This window comes from Pseudodonghicola sp. (assembly GCF_048268305.1).
Taxonomy (GTDB): domain Bacteria; phylum Pseudomonadota; class Alphaproteobacteria; order Rhodobacterales; family Rhodobacteraceae; genus Pseudodonghicola.
In genome coordinates, this window is record NZ_JBLWVT010000004.1 from 392,505 (window position 1) to 415,208 (window position 22,704).

General features: G+C 66.6%; 19 protein-coding genes. 15 read left to right on the plus strand and 4 right to left on the minus strand.

Annotation, left to right across the window (positions count from 1 at the left end; all coding sequences use genetic code 11):
- The first annotated feature begins 56 nt into the window (after positions 1–56).
- On the plus strand, positions 57–1,319 hold the full coding sequence (locus ACN0V4_RS10000) for an MgtC/SapB family protein (RefSeq protein WP_417675576.1): 1,263 nt from the start codon (positions 57–59) through the stop codon (positions 1,317–1,319).
- Between the two features lie 13 nt (positions 1,320–1,332).
- On the opposite strand, the gene ACN0V4_RS10005 is transcribed toward ACN0V4_RS10000, so the two are convergent.
- The 4 genes from ACN0V4_RS10005 to ACN0V4_RS10020 are packed head-to-tail and all read right to left on the minus strand — an operon-like array spanning position 1,333 to position 5,100.
- Positions 1,333–2,121: a heme ABC transporter ATP-binding protein gene (locus ACN0V4_RS10005; RefSeq protein ID WP_417675578.1), complete on the minus strand. Its 789-nt coding sequence runs from the start codon at positions 2,119–2,121 to the stop codon at positions 1,333–1,335.
- Between the two features lie 7 nt (positions 2,122–2,128).
- Positions 2,129–3,193 (minus strand): FecCD family ABC transporter permease, encoded by a 1,065-nt coding sequence (locus tag ACN0V4_RS10010; RefSeq protein WP_417675580.1) that lies wholly within the window; start codon positions 3,191–3,193, stop codon positions 2,129–2,131.
- 3 nt (positions 3,194–3,196) lie between these two features.
- Positions 3,197–4,051 (minus strand): heme/hemin ABC transporter substrate-binding protein, encoded by an 855-nt coding sequence (locus ACN0V4_RS10015; protein WP_417675582.1) that lies wholly within the window; start codon positions 4,049–4,051, stop codon positions 3,197–3,199.
- The gene (locus ACN0V4_RS10020) at positions 4,048–5,100 is read right to left on the minus strand and encodes a hemin-degrading factor (protein WP_417675584.1); all 1,053 of its coding nucleotides are present in this window, start codon (positions 5,098–5,100) and stop codon (positions 4,048–4,050) included. The genes ACN0V4_RS10015 and ACN0V4_RS10020 overlap by 4 nt, the downstream gene beginning before the upstream one ends.
- Positions 5,101–5,476: 376 nt before the next feature.
- Here ACN0V4_RS10020 and ACN0V4_RS10025 point away from each other — a divergent pair, with 376 nt between their 5' ends.
- The 14 genes from ACN0V4_RS10025 to ACN0V4_RS10090 all read left to right on the plus strand — a co-directional run bounded on the left by ACN0V4_RS10025 (position 5,477) and on the right by ACN0V4_RS10090 (position 22,636).
- A complete protein-coding gene (locus tag ACN0V4_RS10025) occupies positions 5,477–6,550 on the plus strand; it encodes an efflux RND transporter periplasmic adaptor subunit (protein WP_417675586.1) in 1,074 nt (357 codons plus the stop codon).
- Position 6,551: 1 nt separating this feature from the next.
- Positions 6,552–8,501, plus strand: coding sequence for a MacB family efflux pump subunit (locus tag ACN0V4_RS10030; protein WP_417675588.1), 1,950 nt, complete (start codon positions 6,552–6,554; stop codon positions 8,499–8,501).
- 300 nt (positions 8,502–8,801) lie between these two features.
- Positions 8,802–10,187, plus strand: a complete 1,386-nt coding sequence (locus ACN0V4_RS10035) for an FAD-binding oxidoreductase (protein ID WP_417675590.1) — start codon at positions 8,802–8,804, stop codon at positions 10,185–10,187.
- A 150-nt stretch (positions 10,188–10,337) separates the two neighbouring features.
- A complete protein-coding gene (locus tag ACN0V4_RS10040) occupies positions 10,338–11,153 on the plus strand; it encodes a sugar phosphate isomerase/epimerase family protein (protein WP_417675592.1) in 816 nt (271 codons plus the stop codon).
- Positions 11,150–11,971 (plus strand): phosphodiesterase, encoded by an 822-nt coding sequence (locus tag ACN0V4_RS10045; protein WP_417675594.1) that lies wholly within the window; start codon positions 11,150–11,152, stop codon positions 11,969–11,971. Before ACN0V4_RS10040 ends, ACN0V4_RS10045 begins: the two co-directional genes overlap by 4 nt.
- Positions 11,972–12,199: 228 nt before the next feature.
- Positions 12,200–13,831, plus strand: a complete 1,632-nt coding sequence (locus ACN0V4_RS10050) for an ABC transporter substrate-binding protein (RefSeq protein WP_417675596.1) — start codon at positions 12,200–12,202, stop codon at positions 13,829–13,831.
- 3 nt (positions 13,832–13,834) lie between these two features.
- Positions 13,835–14,848 carry an ABC transporter ATP-binding protein gene (locus ACN0V4_RS10055; RefSeq protein ID WP_417675598.1) on the plus strand — a complete coding sequence of 338 codons (1,014 nt, stop codon included), beginning with the start codon at positions 13,835–13,837 and terminating at the stop codon, positions 14,846–14,848.
- On the plus strand, positions 14,845–15,837 hold the full coding sequence (locus tag ACN0V4_RS10060) for an ABC transporter ATP-binding protein (protein WP_417675600.1): 993 nt from the start codon (positions 14,845–14,847) through the stop codon (positions 15,835–15,837). Before ACN0V4_RS10055 ends, ACN0V4_RS10060 begins: the two co-directional genes overlap by 4 nt.
- On the plus strand, positions 15,834–16,766 hold the full coding sequence (locus ACN0V4_RS10065; RefSeq protein WP_417675602.1) for an ABC transporter permease: 933 nt from the start codon (positions 15,834–15,836) through the stop codon (positions 16,764–16,766). Before ACN0V4_RS10060 ends, ACN0V4_RS10065 begins: the two co-directional genes overlap by 4 nt.
- Before the next feature lie 3 nt (positions 16,767–16,769).
- Positions 16,770–17,633 carry an ABC transporter permease gene (locus ACN0V4_RS10070; RefSeq protein WP_417675604.1) on the plus strand — a complete coding sequence of 288 codons (864 nt, stop codon included), beginning with the start codon at positions 16,770–16,772 and terminating at the stop codon, positions 17,631–17,633.
- A gap of 402 nt (positions 17,634–18,035) precedes the next feature.
- Positions 18,036–18,545 carry a spore coat U domain-containing protein gene (locus ACN0V4_RS10075; protein ID WP_417675606.1) on the plus strand — a complete coding sequence of 170 codons (510 nt, stop codon included), beginning with the start codon at positions 18,036–18,038 and terminating at the stop codon, positions 18,543–18,545.
- A 29-nt stretch (positions 18,546–18,574) separates the two neighbouring features.
- Positions 18,575–19,291: a molecular chaperone gene (locus tag ACN0V4_RS10080; protein ID WP_417675608.1), complete on the plus strand. Its 717-nt coding sequence runs from the start codon at positions 18,575–18,577 to the stop codon at positions 19,289–19,291.
- 52 nt (positions 19,292–19,343) lie between these two features.
- Complete coding sequence (locus tag ACN0V4_RS10085; protein WP_417675610.1) at positions 19,344–21,656, plus strand: fimbria/pilus outer membrane usher protein; 2,313 nt, start codon at positions 19,344–19,346, stop codon at positions 21,654–21,656.
- Positions 21,647–22,636 (plus strand): spore coat U domain-containing protein, encoded by a 990-nt coding sequence (locus ACN0V4_RS10090; protein ID WP_417675612.1) that lies wholly within the window; start codon positions 21,647–21,649, stop codon positions 22,634–22,636. Before ACN0V4_RS10085 ends, ACN0V4_RS10090 begins: the two co-directional genes overlap by 10 nt.
- Positions 22,637–22,704 lie beyond the last annotated feature (68 nt).

Below are 22,704 nucleotides of genomic sequence, written 5' to 3' on the forward strand. Positions count from 1 at the left end.
TGGGGCGGCGCGCGGCCACTGGCGCAGCCTGGGCTTTTGGCGCATGATTCCAGGCGATGGACGAACTTGAACTTTTCCAGCGTCTGGGCCTTGCTCTGGCCATCGGGTTGCTTTTGGGGCTGGAGCGCGGCTGGCACGCGCGGACAGAGGCCGAGGGCACCCGGGCCGCAGGCCTGCGCACCTTCGGGCTGACCGGGCTCTTGGGCGGAGTCTGCGGCTGGCTGACCTTGTTCGCCGGCGGCGCCTTCCTCGGGTTCGCCTTTCTGGCGCTGACCGGGTTGGTCGCCCTGAGCTATTGGGTGCAGAGCCGCAGGCAGGACGATCTGGGGCTGACCACCGAGATCGCCCTGCTGCTGACCTTCGTGCTCGGGGCGGCGGCGGTTCTGGGCAATATGGAGGCCGCCGCCGCCTCTGCCGTGGTGGCGACGGCGCTGCTGGCGCTCAAGCGGGTGCTGCATGCCTGGGTCGCGCAGATCCGTCGGTTCGAACTTGCCGCGCTTGTGCAGCTCGCGGTGATTTCCGTGGTCATCCTGCCGCTGCTGCCCCGCCGGGGCTTCGGGCCAGGTGGGGCGCTCAATCCCTATGAGCTCTGGTGGGCGGTGGTGCTGGTGGCGGGGTTGTCCTTCCTCGGCTATGCCGCCATGCGGGTGGCGGGTGCCCGGGTCGGGGCGGTGATCGCGGGGTTCTTCGGTGGGCTCGCTTCCTCCACCTCCACCACGCTGGCGCTGTCGCGGCTGGTGCGCAGCGATCAGCGGCTTGGTCCATCGCTTGCCATCGGGGTGGTGCTGGCGGGGGCGATGACCTTCCTGCGGGTGCTGGTCGTCGGCACGGTGTTTTCGCCCAACCTGTGGGACGCCCTGATGCTGCCGCTCGGGGCGATGGCCGCGACCGGATTTGCCGGCGCCGGGCTGCTTGCGGTCTCGGCGCGGAAGCAGCGCAAGGCCAGTTCCACGCTCGAAGGGGTGACGAACCCGCTGGCGCTGGGCACCGCCCTGTCCTTCGGCGCGGTGCTGGTGGTGGTACTGCTCGGCACTCATTACTTCCAGCTCTGGTTCGGGGCGGGCGGGGTCTATGCGGCGGCGGCGCTTTCCGGGATGACGGATGTCGATGCGCTGACGATCTCGGTTGCGAAGCTGAGCCAGGGCGATTTGGCGCTTTCGGTGGCGGCCCGCGCGATCGTGATCGCCGTTTCGGTCAATACCGTGGTGAAGGGGGGCATCGCGCTGGCGATCGGCGGCGTGCCCTTCGGCCTGCGGGTGCTGGCGGTCTATGCCGCCGTGCTGTTGGCCGGGGCGACCACCCTCTGGCTCGGGGCCTGATCCGGCGAGGACCTCAGGCGGGGGCCTCGGTCACCGGCACCACCAACAGCTTCGGCTCGGTCGCCGCGCTCATCACGCTCAGCCGGCAGCCGTAGACGCGCGACAGGATGTCCGGGCGCAGCACCTGGGCGACCGGGCCGGCGGCGGCGACCTCTCCGGCCTCCATCAGCACGATCCGGTCGGCGAACATCGCGGTCAGGTTCAGGTCGTGCATCACCGCCACCACGCCGCCGCCCTGCCGGGCATAGTCGCGCGCCAGCCGCATCACCTGCAATTGATGCCCGATGTCGAGCGCCGAGACCGGTTCGTCCAGAAACAGCCAGCGCGGCCCCTCGGGGCCGTCGGCCTGCCACACCTGGCAAAGCACCCGGGCCAGTTGCACCCGCTGCTGTTCGCCGCCCGACAGCTCCTGATAGGGGCGGCCCTCATAGCCCTCCAGATCGACCCGGGCCAGCGCGGCGCGGGTCATCGCGGTGGCGGCCTGGCCCACGTAGCCACCGGCCTCGGCGCCCAGGCGCACCACCTCGAAGACGGTGAAGGGAAAGGAAAGCTGGGTCGATTGCGCCAGCACGCCGCGCATCCGTGCCAGGTCCCAGGGTTTCAGCCCGCTGGGGTCGATGCCGTTGATCCGCAACTCTCCGGCAAAGCCGATCTCTCCGGTCAGGGCCCGGATCAGCGTGGTCTTGCCTGACCCGTTGGGGCCGACGATGGCGGTCAACTGTCCGGGGTGGGCCTGAAAGGCCAGCCGGTTCAGCACCCTGCGGCTGCCAAGGGTGACGTGGATATCGGTCGCCTCGATCATGGTGGCCTCACAGGTCCAGAAGGCCGCGCCGGCGCAGCAGGATCCACAGGAAGATCGGCGCCCCGATCAGCGCGGTGACGATGCCGATCGGCAGTTCCGCCGGCGCAAGGATGCTGCGGGCGATCATGTCGGCGCCGACCAGCAGCGCCGCGCCAAGCAGCGCGGCATTGGGCAGCAGGTGGCGATGATCCGGCCCGGTGGAGAGGCGCAGCAGATGCGGCACCACGATGCCGACAAAGCCGATGCCGCCCGAGACCGCGACCGCCGCGCCGGTGGCGGCGGCAACGCAGAGGATGGCCAGGTTCTTCATCCGTTGGACCGGGATGCCCATATGGGCCGCCGCGGCCTCGCCCAGGGCCAGGCCGTTCAGCCCGCGCGCCAGGCCAAGCGTGCCCAGCATGGCGATCAGCATGATCGGCGCCGCGACCGAAAGCTTCGCCCAGCTCGCCCCGGCGAGGGAGCCGAGGTTCCAGAAGGTCAGATCGCGCAGCTGCTGGTCATCGGCGGCATAGACCAGAACGCCGGTCGCCGCGCCGGCCAGCGCCCCCAGCGCGATGCCGGCCAGCAGCATGGTGGCGACCGAGGTGCGCCCGGCCCGGGTCGACACGCGATAAAGGATCAGCGTCGCCGCCCAGCCGCCGAGAAAGGCGGCGATCGGCACCGTATGCGTCCCCAGCCACCCGGCGAGCGCGGCCGGCAGGAAGCCCCCCAGCACGATCGCCAGCACCGCGCCCAGACCGGCGCCGGCGCCGACGCCGACCAGCCCGGGATCGGCCAGCGGGTTGCGGAACAGCCCCTGCATCACCGCCCCCGAGACGGCGAGCGACGCGCCCACCAACAGCCCGGTCGCCAGACGCGGCAGGCGGATTTGCCACAGCACCACCTGTTCCTGCAGGCTCAACCCCTCGCCCGAGATCAGCCGGCCAAGCGCGTCGATCAGCGAAATGCCCGAGGCACCGGTCGCCAGCGAGCCCCAGGCCGCCAGCAGGGTCAGCAGCGTCAGGGCCCAGGTGGCCCGGCGCGCCCGTCCGCGGCGGTCGCCGGCGACGGGGGCCTCGCTCAGCGCGACCACGGGTCAGCCCTTCTCGGGGTAGAGTGCGGCGTGAAGATCGGCCAGCGCATCGGCGGTGCGCGGCCCGAAGCCCAGCAGATAGAGCCCGTCCATCGCGATCAGCCGCTTGGCCTGACCGGCCGGGGTGATGGCGATGGCGGGATGCTCCAGCACCCCGGCTGTGCCGTGGTCGCTGCCAGTCCCGCGATCCATCATCAAGATGACATCGGGCTGCGCTGCGAGCACGGCCTCGTCGGTCAGTTGCTTGTAACCGGGAAAGCCCTCGATGGCATTGATTCCGCCGGCGAGACGGATCATCGCATCGGCTTCGGTTCCGGTGCCCGAGGCCATCAGCCGGCCGCCGGCGGCGGACAGGATGAAGAGCACGCGAACCGGGGGTTCGGCAGCCCTGGCCGAGGCGTCGACCACTGTGGCGATCTTGCCTTCGACCTCGGTGGCCAGCGCATCGGCCTTGTCGTCGAGCCCGAGCGCCGCGCCGATCGCGCGAATCCGGGCCGCCACCCCGGTGCCGTCCCGGGCGGCGGGGATGGTGACGAAGGGGATCGCCGCCTCTTCGAGGATCTGCACCGTCTCGGCCGGGCCGGCACCCTCTTCGGCGATGATCAGATCGGGGGCGACGGACAGCACTCCTTCGGGCGAGAGCCGGCGCATATAGCCAACGTCGGGCAGGGCGGTCGCGGCCTCGGGATAGGTCGAGGTGGTGTCGCGGGCGACCAGACGGTCGCCGGCGCCAAGCGCATAGATGGTTTCGGTCACCGAGCCGCCGACGCCAATCACCCGCTGGGTCGGCTCGGCCATCAGCGGCAGGGGCAGCGCGAAGGCGAGAAGCGCCGCCAAGGCGGCGCGACGCGCGATCATGCCAGCGCCTCCGCCGCTTCCAGCTTGGGCAGCCCGTCGACCAGGTCGTTCCAGGCGAGGGGGCCACCCTCCTGACGCACGCCGAAGCTTTGCAGGATCAGCTGACCCTCAGCATCGAAACATTCGACCGAGATCGCCGGGCCGCGCTGGGTCGGCTTCCGGACCCGCCAGACCTCGGCGATGTGATCGGCGCGCAGGTGCAGGTTGAACCGGGGGTCGAGCACGTTCTGCCAGGGCCCCATCGGCTTGATGGTCTGCACCAGGCCGCTGTGGATCTGGATGCAGCCGGCGTTGCCGACGAAGATCATCAGCGGCACCGCTTGGGTGGCGGCGCGCTCCAGCATCAGCGAGACGCTGTCATTGCTCAGCTTCTCGGCATAGGGGGCGCCGGCCATGCGATAGGCGCCGAGGCGGTTGAACTTCAGCTTGGCGGTCAGCCGCAGGAACTGGTGGGTATCGGTCATCCGGTCCCATTCCTTGCGCAGGATTTCCAGATTGTCCTCGCGGACCTGGACGCCTTCGGGGGCAGGGCGCGGCGTGGTGGCATAGGTGCGATCATCGTTGCCAGTGGCGAGCGTCTTTACCGCCGCCTCGAAGGCCATGACATCCGAGGCGGGCTTCAGGTGCACCTTGTGCACCGCGTCGCCATGGTGATCGAAGATCTGCAGGCTGCGCTTGGTGCCCTGGTCGCCGTCCTCAACCACGGCAAAGGCATTGGCCCAATGCGTGGGGAAGATGCGCAGGTCGATTTCCGAGCCCAGCACCATGCCGGCGATCGGGCCGGACTTGAAGTTCTCATAGCTGCCGGTGCGTTCGTGCACGGCGCTTTCGTTGCGGGTCAGGGCCATGACCTCGCCGATGGTCTCGATCGCCGGGATCAGGGCGTCGGGGTTGGCGTCGATGCGGGTGACGGTGCGGTCGACATTGGCGGCGACCAGCGCGGCCTCGGTCACCTTGAGCGAGGCGGCAAGGTCACGGGCGCGCATTTTCGGATTGGCGGCGCGAGCTTCCAGAATCTCGTCGGGTGTGGCGACAGGCGGTGTAGGCATGCACATGCTCCTGATGGCAATGTCCCGGCACGTCTGGCGTCTGGCTTGAAGGCGCGGATGATCTTGACTGTTTATGTCGGGTTTTTAGCGGCCAGCCCCCGAGACATCAAGCCGGATTCTGCGGATGGTGCCGACAGGCCAGGGCATCCGCCCGTTGTCCGGGCGTGGGAAAGGCGGGCTGCCGGGGCAGGATTTTTTTGCGAAAACAGTGACGGAAGCCCGGGAGCGGGGCGTATAACCAATTGGCGACATAATGATCCGTCCAAGCGAGCAGGCAAATAGCATGAAGAAATCTCTACGTTTTTTGATCGTTCTGGGGCTTGTCGCAGCGGTTGGTGGGGGCTGGTGGTATTATCGGTCAGGAGAGACCCAGACTGTGCCGGTAACCGCCGCGGTGAAAGTCGGCAATGTGACGGAAACGGTTCTGGCCTCGGGGGTGATGGAGGCCAAGCAACTGGTCAGCGTCGGTGCCCGGGTGTCGGGACAGATCGAAACCTTGGCGGTGTCGCTCGGCCAGGAGGTCAAGCAGGGCGACCTGATCGCCCAGATCGATTCTCAGGATCAGGAGAACGAGGTGCTTCAGGCCGAGGCCGACCTGGCCAATATCGAGGCGCAGATCGCCGCCAAGAAAGCCAGTCTGCGCAAGGCGGAACTGAATCTCAACCGGCAGAAAAAACTGGCCGAGCAGCAGCATGTCTCGCAGGAGGACGTCGAAACCGCAGTGTCCGAGATGCTGGTCGACAAGGCCGAACTGGAGGCGCTGGAGGCGCAGAAGTCGAGCGCCGAAGTGACCGTCTCGACCGCCAAGATCGCGCTGGCGCGCACCAAGATCACCGCCCCGATCGACGGCACCGTGGTCGCCATAGTGGTGCAGCAGGGCCAGACCGTGAACGCCATCCAGACCGCGCCGACCATCGTGAAGTTGGCGGATCTGGATCAGATGGTGGTGAAGGCCGAAATCTCCGAGGCCGATGTCGTTCATGTCCATCCTGGGCAGGATGTGAGTTTCACCATTCTGGGCGAGCCGGAGAAGCACTTCGAAGCCACGGTGCGCGATGTGGAGCCGGCGCCCTCCGAGATCGAGGACAGCGATACCATCAATACCGACAAGGCGATCTATTACAACGGTCTGCTCGATGTCGATAACCCCGAACATCTGCTCAGGATCGGGATGACCACCCAGGTCTCCATCGTGCTCGACAAGGCCGAAGGGGTGCTGACGGTGCCGTCAGCCTCGCTCAAGCGCAGCTCGGACGGCGGCTATTATGTCGAGGTCTGGGATGCGGCCAGCAAGACCGCCCATGCGCAGGCGGTCGAAGTCGGGCTGAACGACAAGGTGACGGCGGAAATCAAGTCGGGTCTGGCCGCGGGGGATCGGGTGGTGACCGGGATGGCGGTGACGACCGCAACCTCCTCCGGCACCCGCATGCGCTCGCCGATGGGGTTCTGAGATGACCGCCGAACCGCTGATTTCCGCCCGCGGGATCTCGCGCAGTTTCCAGGCTGGCGACGAGACGATCACCGTGCTGCGCGACGTGGATATCGACATCTACCCCGGCGAGATGGTGGCCATCGTCGGCGCCTCCGGCTCGGGCAAGTCGACGCTGATGAATATCCTCGGCTGTCTCGATCGGGCCACCTCGGGCACCTATAAGTTCGCCGGCGAGGATGTGAGCGCGCTGGACCCCGATGCCTTGGCGCGGCTGCGGCGCGAACACTTCGGGTTCATCTTCCAGCGCTATCAACTGCTACCCGATCTGGACGCCGTCGGTAATGTCGAGGTGCCGGCGATCTATACCGGCGAGGGGCGCGCATCGCGCCGGGAGCGGGCCGAAAAGCTGCTGGGGCAGCTCGGGCTGGAAAGCCGGCTGGACCACAGGCCGAGCGAGTTGTCGGGCGGCCAGCAACAGCGGGTTTCCGTGGCGCGGGCGCTGATGAATGGTGGTGAGGTGATCCTGGCGGACGAACCCACCGGGGCGCTCGACACCAAGAGCAGCGCCGAGCTGATCGACCTGCTGCTGGATCTGAACGCGCGCGGCCATACCATCGTGATGGTCACTCATGATCCCAATGTCGCCACCCATGCCCATCGCATCATCGAGGTCAGCGACGGCCGGGTGATTGCCGATAACCGCAAGATCGACGCCCGCCCGGAAGAGACGCCGCGGCTCGATCGGCCGGATCGGTCGGCGCGGCCCGGGGCGCTGTTGCGGCGGCTGCGCGAGGCCTTCTCGATGGCGCTGACCGCGATGTTGGCGCATCGGGTACGGTCCTTCCTGACCATGCTGGGGATCATCATCGGCATTGCCTCGGTCGTTCTGGTGGTGGCCCTGGGCAATGGGACCCAGCAGAAGGTGCTCGACAACATCAGCTCGCTTGGCACCAATACGATCACCGTGCGGGCGGGGTCGGGCTTCGGGGCGCGCGATGCCGCCAAGATCGAGACGCTGATGCCGACGGATGCCGATGCGCTGGCCCTGCAGGACTTCGCCGACAGCGTCTCGCCCGCGGTCGCCAACACCGCCTCGGTGATCTATCGCAATGTCGAGGCCTCGGCCTCGATCAAGGGGGTGAGCGGCGACTACTTCCAGGTCCACAATTACGTCACCGTCACCGGCGATGTCTTCGATCCGCAGGATGTGACCGACCTGTCCCAGGTCGCGGTGATCGACGAGGACACCCGCGACACCTTCTTCGATGAGTGGACCGATCCGATCGGCCAGGTGCTGCTGCTGGGCCGGGTGCCGGTGCGGGTGATCGGCGTGGTGCGCTCGACCGGGGCAACCTTTGGCCCGTCTTCGCTGAACGTCTGGATCCCCTATACCACCGCGATGGCGCGGGTTTCTGGGCAGGACAATGTCGACAGTATCGAGGTCCGGGTGATCGACGATTACGACATGACCCTGGCGCAGGAGGAGATCACCGCGCTGATGCTGGAACGGCACGGCACCAAGGACTTCTTTCTGACCAACAGCGACACCATCCGCGCAACCATCACCTCGACGACCCAGACGCTGACGCTGCTGGTGGCGATGATCGCGGTGATCTCGCTGATCGTCGGCGGCATCGGGGTGATGAACATCATGCTGGTCTCGGTCACCGAGCGCACCAAGGAGATCGGGGTGCGGATCGCCATCGGCGCGCGGCGGTCTGACATCATCAGCCAGTTTCTGATCGAGGCGGTGCTGGTCTGCCTGGTCGGCGGTATCCTCGGCATTCTCGGCGCCCTGCTGGGCGGCGCGCTGGTCGGCTATCTGAGCGACGCTATCCGGCTGAGCTTTTCGGGGACGGCGATCGCTGTCGCCTTCCTGTCCTCGACCCTCATTGGGATTACCTTCGGCTTCTTGCCCGCCCGCTCGGCCGCGCAGCTCGATCCGGTGGTGGCGCTGAGCCGTGAATGATCTCCGGCCCGGCGGGCATTGTCCTGCCGGGGCCTGGTTTTCCTGTCGCGCCGGCCTGAAACGTTGCGAAGCAATCGGCGCGCCTTCCCTAAATCACCTTCACCAAAGGCGACGCGCTGGCTATGGTGAGCGCGCCGGCGGCTCGCCGCGGACACTCACTGCGAGAGCCTCGGCAAGACCAGGAGCCCGCACCTCCCACGATCGGACGCGGGGAGGGAATGGTCGGCTTTAACACCGGTGGGGCCTGTCATGGGCTCTGCGCGGTGACCGGATGTTTTGTGCCCGATTGGGGAAGGTAAAATGACTCTGGACGCTCTTCTTTCTGCTCTGGGGCCGCAGGTGGTGCAGCCTGGCGATGCCGCGAATCGTGCCTATCTGACCGATTGGACGACGCGCGAGCCGGTGGTGCCGCTGGCGGTGCTGCGTCCTGGATCGGTGCAGGAGGTGGCGCGCGCCCTGGAAATCTGTTCGGCACGGGGGGTGCCGGTGGTGACGCAGGGGGGGAGAACCGGGCTTGTCGGCGGCGCGGCACCTCTGGCGGAGGGGGTGGTGATCAGCCTGGACCGGATGGCGGCCGAGCCCGAGATCGACGCCGCCGCGCGCACCGCGCGGGTCGAAGCCGGTGTGACCCTGGCGCAATTGCAGGAAGCGGCCGCAGCCAAGGGGATGATGTTTCCGGTCGATATCGGATCGCGGGGCTCCTGCCAGATCGGCGGCATGATCTCGACCAATGCCGGTGGCATGCGCGCCTTTCGCGAAGGGGTGATGCGCCACAACGTTCTGGGGCTCGAGGCGGTGCTGCCCGACGGGCGTGTCATGAGCGCGATGAACGGCTTTCTCAAGAACAACACGGGCTATGATCTGAAACAGCTCTTCATCGGGGCCGAAGGCACCCTGGGGGTGGTGACCGGCGCGGTGCTGCGGCTGCGTCCGGCGCCATCTGCCCGGGTGACCGCGCTGCTGCGGACACCGGATCTGAAACACGCGCTGGCGGTGCTGGAGGCGCTTGAGACGCACCTGGCCGGGCTGTCGATCTGCGAGGTGATGTGGCCCGACTACTACAGCTTTGCCAGTGGGTTTCGCGGCTTTGACCCCTTGCCCTGCAACAGCAGGGACGACGGGCTGACCCTGTTGATCGAGATCGAGGGAGCCGAGGAGGCGCCGCTGCGCAAGGGGTTGCAGGAGGTGTTGGAGCAGCTCTTCGAAAAGGAGTTGATCACCGATGGAGCGATCGCCCAGAGCCTGCGCCAGATCGAGGAGTTCTGGGCTCTGCGCGAGGCCAACGAGGGGTTGCCGCAGGCCTTTGCCTCGATGGCGAGCTTCGATGTCAGCCTGCTGGCCGAAGGCAGTGACGATCTGATCATGCATCTGACCGCCACCCTGAGGCAGGTTTTCCCGCGCTTGCATTGCCTGTGGTTCGGTCATCTCGGTGACATGAACTTGCATCTTGGGGTGGTCGATGCCGGCGGTGGCCGGATCGCGCCGGAAGATGTGGCGCGGATCAAGGAGATCGTGCTCTCCGGCGTGCTGGAGGCTGGCGGCAGCATTGCGGCCGAACACGGGATCGGCATGGCGAAGGCGAGCTATATGCCGCAGATCCTCTCTGCCGAGGAAATCGCGCTCAGCCAGACGCTGCGGGCGGTGCTCGATCCCAAGGGGATCATGAACCCCGGCCGGCTGTTCTGAGGCCTGCGCCTGGGCGGGGCGGCGGTCCCTGGCCGAGTCGCGATGATGACGGAAACTTGCATGACCGCCCGCGAAATGCGGGCGCCTGTCATCTTGCGGTCATCCAGCCGATCTAGGGAGGCGGCGCATTCAAATTCCAAGGAGACCGGAATGACACTCCCCGTCGTCGGCGCGGCTTTGCGCAACGCCGAACTTGAGACCTATCGCGACTGGCTGTTCGAAAAGGACCGCGATGTCGAACTGCAGTCCTTCCATACCGCCGAGGTGCTGGACAGCGACTGGAGCGCGCTGGCCGAAGAGGCGCGCCGGCTGCTTGACGGTCACAACGGCCGGGTCGGGATTCACGGGCCGTTCTGGGGCTTTACCATCGGCACGATGGATCCGGGCTTTCAGCAATTGGTCGCGCGGCGGATGGATCAGGGGCTGGACGTCTGCGCCGCCGTCGGTGCCACGCAGATGGTGATCCATTCGCCCTACACCACCTGGGATTTCAACAACCTCGACAACCAGCCCGGCGCCCGCGACCGGATGATGGACAATGCCCGCGCCACCATCGGCGCCGCCGTCAAGCGAGCCGAGGACATCGGCGTGACCCTGGTGATGGAGAACATCGAGGATATCGACCCGATGGACCGTCGCCGTCTGGTCGAGCATTTCGATTCGCCGGCGCTGAAGATTTCCATCGACACCGGCCATGCGCATTATGCCCATCAAACCAACGGCGCTCCGCCGGTTGACTATTATGTGACCTCTGCCGCGGATTTGCTGCACCACGTCCACCTGCAGGACAACGAAGGCTATGCCGACCGCCACTGGGCGCTGGGCGAGGGAACCATCCGCTGGGACGCGGTGTTCCGGGCGCTGAACGGTATCGAGGCGACGCCGCATCTGGTGCTTGAGCTGCGCGACAAATCCGGTATCCCTGCCTCCATGCGCTATCTGGAAGAACGGGGTCTCGCCCAATGACGCTCAAACTGGTCATCATGTCCGATCTGCATCTCGTTCCCGAAGGCGAGATCTCCAACACCCTCGACACCGCCCAGCGTCTGCGCCAGGCGGTCGAGAGCGTGAACACGCGCCACGCGGATGCGGATATGGTGATCCTGGCCGGCGATCTCGCCGATCTGGGGGAGGCGGAGGCCTATGTGCGGCTACCCGACCTGATCGCCCCGCTGACGATGGACACCCATCTGATGCTGGGCAATCACGACGACCGGCCGACCTTCCTGGAGGTCTTCGGCGACGGCTATGCCGACGAGAACGGCTTTGTCCAGAAGGTGGTCGATGCCAAGGGGTTCCGCATCATCATGCTCGACAGCACCGAACCGGGGCTGGTGGGCGGTCGCATCTGCGACAGCCGGCTGGCCTGGCTGCAGGCGCGGCTGGACGAGGCGAAGGACATGCCGGTGATCGTGGTGCTGCATCACCATGTCGCCAAGCTGCAGATGCCGGTCGACCGGATCCGCCTGGAAGAGCCGGAAAAGCTGCTGGCGGTGCTGAAGACCCATCCCGACATCCGCCATGTGATCTCGGGGCATGTCCATATCACCACGACGGCCAACTGGCAGGGCATTCCCTTCACCACTATCGCCGGCGGCCACTATAGCGCCAAGCTGCATCTGGAAAGCGCGCCGGGCCATGTGCGGCTGGTGGATGGGCCGGGGCAATACGGCGTCATCCTGGCCGATGACGAGGCCTGTCTCGTGCATTTCGAGAACTTCATCGACGGCCATTACGAGATCCACCGCGAGAACTTCGGCCGGCTGCGCGCCGATCGGCGCTGATCCGGGGCCGGGTGCCGACGATCTGAACAGAATGCGCGCCGGATCGCTCCGGCGCGCATTTTTGATTCTGCTGCCTCGTGGCGATCATTCGCGTCATCTGTCAAGTTTCTGTGCCAGAAACGTCACCTCCCTGTCACCCCGGTTTCACCCCGGCGTCACCTCGGGGTCCTAGTGGAGCGGAGCATTCTGCATTTCCCATCCATTCGGACAGACCAAGGGGACAAACCCATGCTGATTTCTCGTCGTTCGGTGCTGCGCACCGGCGCCGCCGCCGCCGGCTCGCTGGTGCTGCCGCGTTTCGCCATTGGCCAGACCGAGCGCCCGTCGATCACCATCGCCGTCCAGAAGATCACCAACTCCAACACGCTCGATGTTCTGCGTGAACAGTCGAACGTCGGTGAACGCGTGTTCTTCGGCTCGATCTGGGAATCGCTGATCGGGCGCAACCTGCGTGGCCAGCTCGAAGCCCAGCCGCTGCTGGCGACCGAGTGGAAACGGATCGACGATCAGACCGTCGAGCTGAAGCTGCGCGAAGGCGTCAAGTTCCACAATGGCGATGAGTTGACCGCCGATGACGTGGTCTTCACCTTCTCGCGCGAACGTATGTTCGGCGAGACCGAGCCGAAGAACCGTAACACGATCAAGGCATTCGAGCAGATCCCGACGCCGCGCGCCGGCAAGGAACTGCCGCCGGAAGTCCCCGCCGTCGCCCGCCGCGCCTGGCCCGATCTGGCCCGGGTCGAAGCCGTCGACAAGTATACCGTGCGGTTCTACAACGCGACGCCCGACGTCACCATGGAAGGCCGCCTGCTGCGCTATGGCTCCGACATCATGTCGCGCCGTGGCTGGGAGGACAGCGCCTCTTACCTGGATTGGGCCCGCAAACCCGTCACCACCGGCCCCTACAAGGTGGTACATTTCACCCCCGACACCGAACTGCTGCTGGAATCGCATGACGATTACTGGGGCGGCCTGCCGCCGTTGAAGCAAATCCGCTTCGTCGAAGTGCCGGAAGTCGCCAGCCGGGTGAACGGTCTGCTGTCGGGCGAATACCAGTTCGCCTGCGACATCCCGCCGGATCTGATCGGCGAGATTGAAAGCAACGCCGGGTTCGAGGTTCAGGGCGGCACCATCCCGAACCACCGGCTGACCGTCTTCGACAAGCATCACGCCCAACTGGTCGATCCGCGCATCCGCCGGGCCATGACCCATTCGATCGACCGTCAGGCCATCGTCGACAGCCTTTGGGCCGGTCGCACTGTGGTGCCCGCCGGTCTGCAATGGCCCTATTACGCCGATATGTTCATCGCCGACTGGACCGTGCCCGAGTTCAACCCGGAACTGGCGATGAGCCTGGTGAAGGACGCCGGCTATAAGGGCGATCCGATCCCCTATCGTCTGCTGAGCAACTATTACACCAACCAGGTCGCCACCGCGCAGGTGCTGGTCGAGATGTGGAAGTCGGTCGGTCTGAACGTGCAGATCGAAAGCAAGGAAAACTGGGCCCAGATCATGGAACGCGGCGATACCCGTGCCGTGCGCGACTGGTCGAACTCTGCCCCCTTCCCGGATCCGGTCTCCTCGATCGTCAACCAGCACGGGCCGAACGGCCAGCAGCAGCAGATCGGCGAATGGGAAAACGCCGAGATGAACCAGCTCTGCGAATTCCTGGAAACCTCGGTCGATCGCGCCGCCCGCCGCAAGGCCTTCGCGCGGATGCTGGTGATCTGCGAACGCGAGGATCCGGCCTATACCGTGCTGCACCAGAACGCGACCTTCACCGCCAAGCCGAAGTCGATCCAGTGGAAGGCCTCGCCGGCCTTCGCCATGGACTTCGGCCCCGGCAACTTCGCGATCTGAGCCATGGCAGGGCCGTTGATCAGGATCGAGGGGCTGCGGGTCGCATTCGACGGCGCCCCGGCGGTGCGCGGGGTGGATTTCGCGATCCACCGCGGCGAGGCGCTGGGCATTGTCGGCGAAAGCGGGTCCGGCAAGTCGGTCACCTGGCTGGCGGCCCTGCGGCTGCTGCCTGAAAAAGCTGTTGTCGAGGGGCGGGTGTCCCTCGACGACGAAAACCTGCTTGAGGCGCCGATCGGGGCGATCGAGCATCTGCGCGGCGGGCGCGTGGCGATGATCTTTCAGGATCCGGCCTCGGCGCTCAATCCAGTGCTGACGATCCGCCGCCAATTGGGCGAGGCGCTGGCGCTGCATCGCGGCCTGTCGGGGCGTTCGATCGACGCCGAGGCCAAGCGGCTGCTGGAGCTGGTCGGCATTCCCGATGCGGCCGGGCGGCTGAAATCCTATCCCCACGAGATGTCGGGCGGACAGAACCAGCGGGTGATGATCGCCATGGCGCTGGCCGGCAATCCCGATCTGCTGATCGCGGACGAACCCACCACCGCGCTCGATGTGACGATCCAGGCGCAGATCCTCGATCTGCTGCAGCTGGTGCGGCGCGAAACCAATATGGCGCTGGTGCTGATCAGCCATGATCTGGGCGTCGTGGCCGAGAATTGCGATCGCGTGGCGGTGATGTATGCCGGCCGCGTGGTCGAAGAGGCGCCGGCGCGCGAGCTGTTCGATGCGCCGCGCCATCCCTATACCCGCGGGCTGATCGACGCTTTGCCGACGCTGGATGCGCCGCGCCGGCTGGTGGCGATCCCGGGCGTGGTGCCCGATCCGCGGCGGATGCCGACGGGCTGCGCCTTTTCACCCCGCTGCGCCCATGCCGCGCCCGCCTGTCTGGGCGAGATGCCGCAGCTGCGCCGGATGGAACCGGGGCGCCGCATCGCCTGTGCCCGCGCGGCAGAGCTTGACCTGCAGCCGGTCGCGGCGGTGCTGCCTGCCGAAACCGCAAGATCGGAGGTGACGGCATGACCGCGCCGCTTCTGTCGCTCGACAACGTGACCCGCACCTACATGAGCCGCAAGGGCCTGTTCGGCACCCCGGTGGGCGTGCAGGCGGTGGCCGGTGTCTCGCTTGCGGTGCGCCCGGGCGAAACCCTGGGCATCGTCGGCGAAAGCGGCTCGGGCAAATCCACCATGGGGCGGATCGCGCTGGGGCTCGAGGCGCCGAACAGCGGCCGGGTGGCCTTTGGCGGCGCCCCGATGCCGGCGCTCGGCTCGGCCGAGTGGCGCGCTTTGCGCAAGCGGGCGCAGATGGTGTTTCAGGATCCGCTCGGTGCGCTCGATCGCCGGCTGCCGGTGGCAGACCAGATCGCCGAGCCGCTGGATATCCATGGGATCGGCGGCAAGGCCGAGCGCGCCGATCGGGTGCGCCATGCGCTGGAGCTGACTGGCCTGTCCGAGGATCACGGCCGCCGCTTCCCGCACGAACTGTCGGGCGGTCAGCGGCAGCGGGTGGTGATCGCCCGCGCGCTGATCACCGATCCCGAGCTTCTGGTCTGTGACGAGCCGGTCTCGGCGCTTGACGTGTCGATCCAGGCGCAGGTGGTCAATCTGCTGATCGACCTGCAGGCCGAACGCGGGCTGGGGATGATCTTCATCAGCCACGACCTGCGGGTGGTGCGCCAGATCAGCCAGCGCGTCGCGGTGATGTATCTGGGCCATATCGTCGAAGAGGGCACCGCCGAAGAGGTGCTGCGCGATCCGCAGCACCCCTATACCCAGGCGCTGGTCTCGGCCGCACCGACGCCAGGGGCGCAGCGCCGCAAGCGGGTGATCCTGACCGGAGAGCCACCGAATCCCGCCGCGCGCCCGACCGGCTGCGCCTTTCATCCGCGCTGCCCGGTGGCGCAGGATCGCTGCCGCTGGGAGACCCCGGCGCTCAGCCGGATCGGTTCGGGGCGCAGCGCCGCCTGCCACCTGATCAATGACACAACCCCCGCAGGGATGGCCGCAGAATGATCCGCTATTTCGTCACGCGCCTGTTGCGCTCCGCCCTGACCATCGCGCTGGTGGTCACCTTCGCCTTTATCGTGCTGCGCCTGTCGGGCGATCCGGCGACCATCATCCTCGGCCCCGAGGCGCCGCCCGAGGCGATCGAGGCCTTTCGCCACAACTGGGGCCTCGACCGGCCGGTGCTGGTGCAATACGTCGAGTATTTTCACGCCATCCTGCGCGGCGATCTGGGCATCTCGATGCGCGACGGCCGGTCCGCCATCGAGCTGGTGGGAGAGCGGATCCCGGCGACGCTCGCCCTGACCATTCCCGCGCTGCTGTTGCAGCTGGCCATCGGCATTCCCGCCGGCGTCTATGCGGCGTTGCATCAGGGCAAGGGGTTCGACCGCGCGGTCATGGTGACCGCCGTTCTCGGCTTCGCGGTGCCCAGCTTCGTTCTGGCGCTGGCGCTGGTTCTGGTGTTCTCGGTCAACCTCGGCTGGTTGCCCTCGGGCGGGCGGGACAGTTGGATGCACGCGATCCTGCCGATCATCACGCTGGGCCTTGGTGGCGCCGCCGCGCTGGCGCGCTTCACCCGCTCGGCGATGCTCGAGGTGCTGGGCCGTCCCTTCATCCGCACCGCCTCGGCCAAGGGGTTGCCCTGGGCGGCGGTGGTGCGCGGCCATGCGCTGCCGAACGCCGCGATCCCGACGGTGACGCTGGTGGGCTTTCTGGTCGGCAGCCTGATCGCCGGCGCCGTGGTGGTCGAAAGCGTGTTCTCCTGGCCCGGGGTGGGGCGGCTGCTGGTGGTGGCGGTGTCGAACCGCGATCTGGCCGTGGTGCAATGCCTGCTGCTGCTGGTCGCCGCCTCGATGGTGACCTCGAACCTGATTGTTGATTTCCTCTATGGCGTGCTCGACCCCCGGCTTCGGCAGGGCGCGCGCGCGGGAGCCTGAGCCATGACCGATATGCTTGCCTCCTCTGTCCCCGTTGAACCGGCGCGCCGCCGGCTGGATCTGCCCTGGTATGTCGGCGTCTCGATCTTCTGGGTCGCGGTGATGCTGGTGGTCGCCATCTTCTCGAACTGGCTGGCGCCGCATTCCTTCACCGCGCTCGATCTGAAATACCGTCTGGTGGCACCCTTCCAGTCCTTCGCCCACCCTCTGGGCACTGATGAGCTGGGCCGGGACGTGCTGTCGCGGCTGATCATCTCGATCCGGGTGTCGCTGCTGATCGCCTTCGGGGCGACGCTGATCTCGGCCGTTCTTGGCACCACGCTGGGCTTTCTGGCGGCGCATTTCCGCGGCTTCGTCGAACAGATCGTGCTGGTGCTGGCCGACTTCCAGGCGGCGATGCCCTTCCTGATCCTGGCGCTGTCGGTACTGGCCTTCTTCGGCAACTCGCTGCCGCTGTTGGTGGGGCTGATGGGGCTTTACGGTTGGGAACGCTACGCCCGGATAGCCCGCGGCCTGGCGATTGCCGCCTCGGCCCAGGGCTATGCCACGGCGGTGACCCAATTGGGGGCCAGGCCGTCCCGGGTCTATCTGCGCCACATCCTGCCCAACATCGCCTCGACTCTCATCGTGTCGATGACCTTGGTGTTTCCCGAGGTGATCTTGCTGGAATCCGGCCTGTCGTTCCTGGGCCTCGGGGTGCAGCCGCCGATGACCAGCCTCGGCAACATGGTGGGCTATGGGCGGGAATATATCACCCGGGCGCCCTGGATCATGCTGGCGCCCTCGGTGGTGATCGTGATGACCACGCTTGCCATCTCGCTTCTGGGCGACTGGCTGCGCGACAAGCTCGACCCGACGATCCACTGACGTCTGTGGCCCTGGGGCCACATGTCTCACCGTGGAAATGTGACGTTTTGAAACGGCCGTCCCTGCGCAGGGGGCGGCCGTTTGACGTCGCCAGCATTGCGCAGGGTGGCTCCGCGATCTCGGGGCCGAAGGGCGCCATTCTCCTTGGTAAGATCGTCGAGAGATTGCAACCTTAGGAAATGTATGTGTTTTTCGATATGACGCTGGGGAAGCGTCGGGCGTTGTCGGTGCTTGACTTCGCGTAAAGGCTGTAAGTGTCAGAGTTCATTACCTATTTTCTGCACTCAATCCTAAACATGAGAACTGAACATCTATTTTTCAAATCGCAAAAATGGAATCTTTACACGTATGAGGTGTGTGGTGTTATGCTGTAAAAAAAGCATAAATTTGAGGGTGAGTTTGATGCCAAGAGTTTTCCATGCCGGCCTGATGGTCGGCGCAGGGTTCATTATGCTGCTCGTGCCGCAGCAAGAGGCCGCGGCGGATACCGCGACCGCGACTTTCGGGGTTCAGATCACGATCCAGGCGGATTGCCAGGTCACATCGACCCAAACGCTCGACTTCGGGACGCAGGGCGTTCTGACCGCGGCGGTGAACGGGACGACCGATCTTGAGGTCACCTGCACCAATGGCACCGGCTATTCGATCGGCCTGAACGAGGGCCAGTCGACCGGAGGGTCCACGACCACCCGCAAGATGCAGGCTTCGGCGAGCGGCCCCTATGTCGACTACACGCTGTTCTCGGACGCCTCGCGCACGGTGAACTGGGGCAATACCCCCGGTTCCGATGTGGTGACTGGCACCGGTGACGGGACCGGGCAGACCTATACGGTCTATGGCCAGGTGCCGATCCAGACGACGCCGGCCGCCGGGACCTATACCGATACGATCACGGTCACGGTCACGTTTTGATCCTCGTCCAGAGGAAGGAGAAGCCGGCGATGCGGATGCTGCTGCTGTGGTATTCTCTGGTTCTCGCGTGCCTCCTGGGGGCCGCGGTGGCGCCGGCCCGGGCCGAAGGATTGCGGGTTGCCCCGGTGTTGCTCGAGGTACAGGCGCCTGGCGCTCAGACCAGCCTGACCCTGCGCAACATCGGCAAGCAGCCGATCACGGTGCAGGCGCGGGTGTTTCTTTGGGATCAGACCGGGGGTGAGGACCGGCTGGTGCCGACCCGCGATGTGGTGGTCAGCCCGCCGATCACCCAGGTTCGTCCGGGGGGAGAACAGTCGATCCGCATTGTCCGCACCACCAAGTCCAAGGTGCGCGGACAAGAGGCCTATCGCGTGCTGGTGGACGAGGTGCCCGACATGAGCCGGCAACGATCGGGCACGGTGGATTTCGCCACCCGCCTCAGCATTCCGGTGTTTTTCACCGCGCCCGGAAGCACCAAGGCACAGGTCGCCTGGTCGGTGCGCCGCAGCGGCGCCGGCGCCTATCTCGAGGCAAGGAACAGCGGTCAGCAGAACCTGCGGCTGGTCGATCTGCGGCTCAGCCGGGGCGGCAGCCGGGTCTACGGCAAGACGGGGCTGTTCGGCTATGTGCTGGGCGGCGCGACGATGCGCTGGCCACTGGGGGCGGTCTCCGGGATCGGCAGCGGGCTGACACTCAGCGCGATGACGGCGGCGGGTGACTATCATGCTTCTGTCTCGGCGCGCTGAACGATGGCGCGCCGGGGTTTCATTCTGGCTGAGGACTGGGGTTGCGGCGGTGGTGGCGATCGCTGCCGCTTCGGTCGTCTGGGGACAACCGGCTCGCGAGCTTTATCTTGAGGTTTTCATCAACGATCAGCCCACCGGTCTGATCGGGCGCTTTGTGCAGAATGCCGACGGAACGCTCAGCGCCGATGCCGGAGAGCTGTGCCGGATCGGCCTGAAGCCCGCGCGCGGCGGCTGTCGCGACGGTGTCGATGTGCCGCTGATCGCGGCACCGGATCTGACCTGGGTGCTCGACGAGCCGGGGCAGACGCTGCATGTCACCGCCGGCGCGGCGCATCGGGCCGCCCGGGTGATCGACGCCCGGGGCCCGGAAGAGGCGGAGGAGGATCGCGAGCGGCCGGTCGCAGGATTTGGCGCGGTGCTGAATTATGATCTCGGGCTCGATTGGGAGCAGAACAGTGGCACCGCGACCGACCCGCTGGCCTCGGGGGTGTTCGAGGGGCGGCTTTATTCCCCGATCGGGATCTTTCATCATGGCGAGGCGGTTTCGGACCTGTCGGGCGATGCCTCGGTGGCGCGGCGACTGGAAACCTATTGGCGCAGCTCCTGGTCCGGGATGGCGCTGCAGATGCAGCTTGGCGATGTCATCACCCGCGGGCCGAACTGGTCGAATTCCGTCCGGCTGGGCGGAGTGCTGGTCCGGCGCAACTTCGATCTGAGGCCCGATCTGGTGACGCTGGCGCTGCCCAGCTATTCCGGTTCGGCAGCGGTGCCCTCGACGGTGGATGTCTATGCCGACAGCTTGCGCCGCTATACCACCGAGGTGCCGGCGGGGCCCTTCCTGCTGACCGATCTGCCGATCGCCACCGGCACCGGCGACGCGCGGATCATCGTGCGGGACGCCTCGGGCCGCGAGACCGCGGTGAGCATGCCCTTCATGGTCTCGCCCTATCTGCTGCGGCCGGGGCTGGTCGATTATGCGCTGGCCTATGGTCGGCCGCGGCTGGGCATAGGGACCCAGGACGACCACTATGGGGAGGACTCCTTTGGCTCGGCCTCGCTGCGTTTCGGTCTGACCAGCCGGCTGACCCTGTCGATGCACGCCGAATATGGCAATGACCTGCAATTGGTCGGCGGCGGCGCCACCTTTGCGGTCGGCCAATTGGGGACGGTCGAACTGGCCATGGCCAACAGCCAGTCCGGCAAGGGGGACGGCAACCTGGCCGAAGTCGCCGGCCGGTTCGATCTTGGCCGGCTGGCCGTGTCGGGGCGGCGGTTGCAGATGAATGGCGATTTCTACGACATCGCGCGCTATAGCGTCGATACCAGCAGCCTGCCCACCGTCTCGCAGACCAGGAACCTGAGCCAGCTGTCGCTGGCCATTCCGCTTAGCGGCCACGGCGCGGGGCTGAACCTGTTCTACGCCGATACCGAGCGGTTCGACGGCGATCAGGAAACCAGTCTGGGGGCATCCTTTTCCAAGACCCTGCGGGGTGGGCAGACCCTGAACCTGACCGGCATCGCGCTGGACGGCAACGATGGCGACGAATACGCGCTGGGGGTCAGCCTGCATGTGCCGCTGGGGCGCTATCGCTCGGCCGGCGGACGGATCGAGACGCGCGGCGGCACGCCACGGCAGGCGGCCTATCTGACCCGGCGGGCCGGCCATGATGCGCCGGACTGGGATTGGCGACTGCAACTGGCCAACAGCGACCAGACCGATCTTTATGCCTCGGCCTCTCGGGATTTCCGCTATGCCGGGCTCGATCTGGCGGCGCGTCTGTCGGGGGGCGACCCGAGCCTGGGCGCCCGTGCCAACGGCGCCCTGGTTCTGGGCGGCGGCGGGGTGTTCCTGTCGCGCTGGATCGACGATTCCTTCGCCGTGGTGGACGCTGGTGCGGCAGGGGTGGAGGTGCGTCACGAGAACCGTGTCGTCGGCACCACCGGGCGGGGCGGCAAGCTGCTGGTCCCCGATCTGCGCGCCTGGGAGGGCAACCAGCTTTCGATCGACGCCGGCAGCTTGCCGCTCGACGCGACGGTGGAAAGCACCCGTCAGGTCATCCGCCCGGCGGAACAGAGCGGCGTGCGGGTCGACTTCGGTGTCGACACCTCGGCCGAGACGGCCCTGGTGTCGCTGGTGGGGGCAGATGGCGCGCCGGTGCCCGTCGGTCTGACCGCGCGGCTCGATGCCACCGGAGGGGAGTTCCTGGTCGGCTACGACGGGCAGCTCTATCTCTCCGGGCTGACACCGGGGGCGAACAACGGGGTAACCGTGCATTTCCTCAACAACACGAGCTGTCACGCCGTGTTTCCCTATACGCCCACTCCGGGTACGATCACCCAGATCGGGGGGGTGTCATGTCTCTAAGCGCGGTCCGGGCGAGGCTGACCGCGCTTTTGATGGCGCTGGCGCTGCTGCTGGGGTGGTCCGCCGCCGCCCGCGCGCAGGGCTGCGAATTCTCGATGACAGATGTCGATTTCGGCGTCGTCGACGTGCTTGGCCCCGCCAGCACCGATGTTTCCGGTCTGCTGACGATTGATTGCAGCTATCTGCTGGGGATCGGCCTTCTGGGGTCGATCTCCGGCAATATCAGCATCGGATCGGGCGAGGCCGGCGCCGATTCCAGTTCGCGCTATATGAACAGCCTGACCACCGCGAGCACGCTGAGCTACCAGCTTTACAAGGACGCGTCGCGCACCAGCATCGTGGGATCGACCTATGGCTCCTACGGCGGCACCCCTTTCGCGCTGAGCACGTTTTCCGCGGTTCTGCTGGGGACCGGCACGACCACGGTGCCGGTCTACGGCCGTGTCCTCGGCAATCAGACCAGCGTGGTGCCGGGTAGCTATGCGTCACTGTTCGATCGCGACATCATCGACGTGCGGGTCGATTACCGAACCTGCAACCTGCTGCTGTTCTGCGTGTCGCGCACCGCCACCTTTTCTTTCGAGGTGCGGGCGACGGTGCTGCCCGAATGTGTGGTCACGGCCAATGATCTGAATTTCGGATCGGTGTCGCTGCTGACGTCGAACATCGACGCGCAGAGCAGTCTCGATGTACGCTGCACCGCCGGCACCAGTTTCGACATCAACCTCGACAACGGGCTCTACGGCAGCGGCCCGACCAGCCGGATCATGCGCAACCCCGGAGGGGAGGGGGTGAGCTATGGTCTTTATCGCGATGCGGCCCGCGCCCTGCCATGGGGCAATGCCGCCAACGGGATGCCGCAGCCCGGGGTCGGTTCGGGCACGGCGGCAAGTTTCGATGTCTATGGTCGGGTGCCGCCGCAAGCCACGCCCTCGCCGGGGGTCTATTCCGACACCATCGTGGTGACCGTCACCTATTGATCCCGCGCCCGCCGTGCGCGCCGCCAAAAAGGCCCGCCCTGCGGCAGCCTCGGCCCGGGCGGTACGGC